Origin of the sequence: Arthrobacter halodurans (assembly GCF_041877255.1) — a bacterium.
Lineage (GTDB): Bacteria > Actinomycetota > Actinomycetes > Actinomycetales > Micrococcaceae > Arthrobacter_N > Arthrobacter_N halodurans.
Genome location: NZ_JBHDLJ010000049.1, coordinates 1 through 226, shown reverse-complemented (window position 1 = coordinate 226; position 226 = coordinate 1). Strand labels below are relative to the sequence as shown.

Genomic DNA, 226 nt, shown 5'->3' with positions numbered 1-226 from the left:
CCCCGCCCACCCCGGCTGCGCCGCCCGCGCGGCCGCGACCGCCGCGTCCAAATCCGCGACGGAGTGCTCCGGCGCCCGGCCCACGACCTCCCCCGTCGCCGGATCCCGGATCTCCCGACCCCCGGACACCGGCTCGATCGCCGCCAACAAATCCTGATCGCTGCGCAACTGGGTCTCTGAGGGGGTCTGCATGGTTGCTCCTTGTGTGGGTGGGTCGGTGTGGGGT

Annotated in this window: 1 protein-coding gene; it reads right to left on the bottom strand. The window is 73.5% G+C overall.

All coding sequences use genetic code 11. The features are described 5' to 3' along the window. Window positions 1-192: aldehyde dehydrogenase family protein (locus ACETWP_RS17380; RefSeq protein ID WP_373973541.1), on the bottom strand; the 192-nt coding region annotated here is incomplete at its 3' end. Window positions 193-226 lie beyond the last annotated feature (34 nt).